The 4,164-nt window shown below is 49.6% G+C and carries 4 protein-coding genes; all 4 read left to right on the forward strand.

The features are described from left to right. Window positions 1-541 precede the first annotated feature (541 nt). The 4 genes from VLE72_02500 to VLE72_02515 all read left to right on the forward strand — a co-directional run bounded on the left by VLE72_02500 (window position 542) and on the right by VLE72_02515 (window position 4,054). The gene (locus VLE72_02500; protein HSX14757.1) at window positions 542-733 is read left to right on the forward strand and encodes a hypothetical protein; all 192 of its coding nucleotides are present in this window, start codon (window positions 542-544) and stop codon (window positions 731-733) included. Between the two features lie 29 nt (window positions 734-762). After that, window positions 763-1,437 carry a tRNA pseudouridine(55) synthase TruB gene (gene truB / locus VLE72_02505; protein ID HSX14758.1) on the forward strand — a complete coding sequence of 225 codons (675 nt, stop codon included), beginning with the start codon at window positions 763-765 and terminating at the stop codon, window positions 1,435-1,437. Between the two features lie 68 nt (window positions 1,438-1,505). Further along, window positions 1,506-1,772 (forward strand): 30S ribosomal protein S15, encoded by a 267-nt coding sequence (rpsO, locus tag VLE72_02510; GenBank protein ID HSX14759.1) that lies wholly within the window; start codon window positions 1,506-1,508, stop codon window positions 1,770-1,772. A 173-nt stretch (window positions 1,773-1,945) separates the two neighbouring features. Then, window positions 1,946-4,054: a polyribonucleotide nucleotidyltransferase gene (locus VLE72_02515; protein HSX14760.1), complete on the forward strand. Its 2,109-nt coding sequence runs from the start codon at window positions 1,946-1,948 to the stop codon at window positions 4,052-4,054. Window positions 4,055-4,164 lie beyond the last annotated feature (110 nt).

Raw genomic sequence — 4,164 nt, forward strand, 5'->3', positions numbered from 1 at the left:
GAACTCTCTTATTAAGAAAACCCTTGGTGATAGCGCCAAACCGACCAAAGTCGTAAAAGCCAAACCAGCTGCTAAAGCCGCACTGGCCAAGCCCAAAACTTCCGCCAAGAAGCCCTCAGCCACGAAAAAATAAACCCAACCCCTTCTCCCGCTCCAACCCTTTCCCCCCCCCGCAACTTCTGCCCGGCGTCTTTGTCGTTCGGCCTCTCGAACTGGCTAGATGATTGGATCTGTAAAAGGTCTAGTAAGACCTTAGGGAGACAGTTTTATAAGGCCGAACGACCTATATATTTTCCAGACAGCAGATTGTGAAGAATGATGTAGTGGGAGTATACCCACGAGTAATCTGCTCGAAATGATCTAGAAAAGAAACCCACCCCACCAATTTTTTGTATCGACAAAAGTACGAATAGTTATGGGAGTAAGTAGAAAGAGCTTACATAAAAAATTGGTGGGGAGAGAAATAGAATGCAACCTACTGATGGAACTAAAGCGTAGATAAATAATGGGCTGGGGAGAGAAAGACAGGTAGACTAAGTTTATGGATATAGAAGATCTGCGCAGCCATTGCTTAGACGTGGTGGTTGAAATAAACGATCACATGAAGCTGCTGCGTGACTATGCCGTCAGCCCCGGTAACGGCTGGCTGGCTCGCAATGAACTCAACATTGTTACTACCCTAATTACCGATCTCGAAACTTCGATCGATGCCATCAAACGAGCCGAAGCTTGAACCCTTCGACTTCGCTCAGGGCAGGCGGCTTGTCACGTGAGTTCAATGGATTGCTGGTTATAAATAAGCCAAAAGGCATCACTTCATTCGATGTTATTCGCCAGCTCCGCAGAATCACGGGCGAACGCAAAATTGGTCACACCGGCACACTGGATCCGATGGCCACTGGCGTCATGATCTTGCTATTTGGCAGCGCCACCAAACGGGCAGGGGAGTACAGCCAACTTGATAAAACTTATCTTGCGGAAATCACTCTGGGGTTCACAAGCTCAACCGGGGATGCAGAGGGCGAATTGAGAGAGATATCTGATACTAGACCCGATCGAGGTCAAGTCGAATCAGTTCTTACGGCTTTTATCGGTACAATAAAACAAACACCGCCGGTCTATTCGGCCATCAAAATCGGTGGACAAGAGGCTTATAAGCGGGCTCGGCGAGGTGAAGAAGTTGAAATGCCAACCAGACAAGTCACCATTCACTCGATCAAACTAATCGAATACGACTACCCCAAACTCACAATTCAAGCGGATGTTTCTAGCGGGACTTACATCCGCACGCTGGCTGCTGATATTGGCCAAAAATTGGGCACCGGCGCTTATTTAAGCGCCCTGGAACGTACCAAAGCCGGGGATTTTAACCTGGATCAGGCCATATCGCTGGACTCGAGCCAGGAGATCATTGAGTCGAACATCACGGCCGTCTAAATTGTTGATTAGACCTAACGTCGACCCCCCTTGAATTTTTAAGCTAAACCTGATACAATGCATAGGAAATGTTAAAGACAGAGGCTAAGGAAAAGGCCATAAAAAGTGTCCAACGGGGCAAAAAAGACACCGGTTCGCCGGAGGTTCAAGTTGCCATTTTTACAGAGCAAATCAAAGTCTTAACTAAGCATTTGCAAGAGCACAAAAAGGATAATCACTCCCGTCGCGGGCTGATCAAAATGGTTGGTAAACGCCGCAGCTTACTGGACTATTTGAATAAGAAAGATCCTGACGCTTACTCTAAATTGATCAAAAAATTAGAGCTAAGACGATAATGGAAAAAGGCGGTAAAAAAGCGTAACAATTTTTTGTTCATTCAAGGCATTCAGTGTGGATGTTTTGAATGGGTAAACAATTAACAACTTGGTCAAATAGAGTGGTAGAGTCCTCTCGTTTAATCCGTTAAACGGCAGACCCCTGGCACTCTTGGATCAGTAAAGGAGTCCAATTGGATATTATTCACCCCTTTGGGGGTAAGACGCAGACGTTTGAGACCGAATTTTGCGGTCGCAAGCTTATTATTGAAACAGGCAGACTGGCTTTTCTAGCCGATGGCGCCGTAACCGTTCGCTACGGCGACACTATGGTACTCGGTACAGCAGTCGTAGCCAACCAACCCCGAGAGGGCATTGATTTCTTCCCGTTACTAATCGATTTCGAAGAGCGGATGTATGCCGCTGGCAAAATTTCGGGCAGTCGCTTCATTAAACGCGAGGGCCGCGCCAGTGAACGAGCCACACTCTCGGCCCGTTTGATTGATCGCCCGATCCGCCCGCTGTTCCCGAAAGGCTATCGCAATGACGTCCAAGGCATTGCGACTGTTCTTTCGACTGATTTGGATCACCCAGCTGATCTGGTGGGCATGATTGCTGTCTCCGCCGCTCTAATGATCTCCGGCGCGCCCTTTGAGGGACCCGTGGCAGGTGTACGAATTGGTCTGGTGGACGGTGAGCTAGTCGCTTGCCCAACCGCGGCCCAATTGCTCGAAAGCAAACTTGACCTAACCATTGCCGGCACTGCTGATGCCATCATGATGGTTGAAGCTGGCGCCGATGAGGTTGATGAAGCCACCATGGTCAAGGCCATTGAGCTGGCCCATAAGGAGCTCCAACCCGTCATTAAACTCCAAACTGAGCTGGCTAAGGCGATTGGCGCCAAAGCTAAAGACTTTGAGCTCGAGCTACCTAACCAAGACATCATCGATAAAGTTTCCACTTTTCTTAAGGCAAAACTTGGGCCGGCAGTGCGTCACCAAGACCAATATCAACGTCATGACGCCATCAAAAACCTCGAAGGTGAAACCATCGAAAAGTTTGGCAACGACTTTAAACATAATGAGATCGAAGAGGCCTTCCAAAAAGTCATCGATCTAGAAATTCGTCGCGCCATTCTTGAAGATGGGGCTCGCCCCGATGGCCGTAAAACGACTGAGATTCGACCGATCAGTTCGCAAGTTGGAATTCTGCCGCGTACCCATGGCTCAGCCATCTTCACTCGTGGCACCACCCAGATTCTAAACATCACTACGCTGGCTTCAACCAGTTATGGTCAGATGATCGATACGATGGAGGAGGACACCACCAAGCATTATTTGCATCATTACAACTTCCCGCCTTATTCCACGGGAGAAGTGCGGCCCATGCGTTCGCCTGGTCGGCGCGAAATTGGTCATGGCGCTTTGGCTGAGCGAGCCCTAGTCCCAGTCATACCTGCAATTGAGGACTTTCCCTACACCATTCGGACCGTCTCAGAAGCAGTCAGTTCCAACGGGTCTACCTCCATGGCCAGCGTTTGCGCTTCAACCCTAAGCTTAATGGACGCCGGTGTGCCGATCGCTAAACCGGTGGCTGGCATTGCCATGGGTCTGATCACCGATGGCAGTGGCAAATACGTCATTTTGAGCGATATTCAAGGCGCCGAAGATTTTGCTGGCGATATGGATTTCAAAGTGGCCGGTACTGATGATGGCATCACCGCGCTGCAAATGGACATTAAGGTTAAAGGCATAACGCCGGCCATTATGGCCGATGCGCTGGCCCAAGCCAAAGACGGCCGGGCCCACATCATGGCCAAAATGCTGGATGTGCTTGATAAGCCTCGAGCCGAAGTGGCTCCGCATGCCCCGCGGATTTCCAAGATCATGATTAAGCCAGACAAAATCAGGGACGTTATTGGCAAAGGTGGCGAAACCATTAACAAAATCATTGCCGAAACCGGTGTAGAGATTGATATCGAAGAAAGCGGCTTGGTCATGATTGCTTCAACCGACGCCGAAGCTGCCAAGAAAGCAATTGCTTGGATCGAATCGCTAACCCAAGAACCAGAGGTGGGCAAGGTCTACGAGGCCAAAGTGGTCAAACTGATGGACTTCGGTGTCTTCATCGAAACCATCCCCGGTGGTTTGGGCGGGCTGGTCCATATTTCGCAATTGGCCGATGGCCGAACCGAGAAGGTCACTGATGAGGTTCAATTGGGCGATATGATCAAGGTGAAGCTGATGGAAGTTGATAGCCAAGGGCGCTTGAACTTTAGCAAAAAGGCGGTTAGTGGCAAGTAGGTGAGTAAGGCGGATGAACTCAGGCAAGTTGAGGCGGATATTGTTGCTAACCAAGTCTGCTCAGAACTCGCCAGCTCCGCCACTCAACTGGTCTTTGCCGATGGTAGCCC

This window comes from Candidatus Saccharimonadales bacterium (assembly GCA_035480635.1).
In the GTDB taxonomy this organism is placed as follows: domain Bacteria; phylum Patescibacteriota; class Saccharimonadia; order UBA4664; family DATIHN01; genus DATIHN01.

Coding starts and splice junctions, on each gene's coding strand:
- rpsO (HSX14759.1), top strand. CDS start 1,506: ATGTTAAAGACAGAGGCTAAGGAAAAGGCCATAAAAAGTGTCCAACGG.
- VLE72_02500 (HSX14757.1), top strand. CDS start 542: ATGGATATAGAAGATCTGCGCAGCCATTGCTTAGACGTGGTGGTTGAA.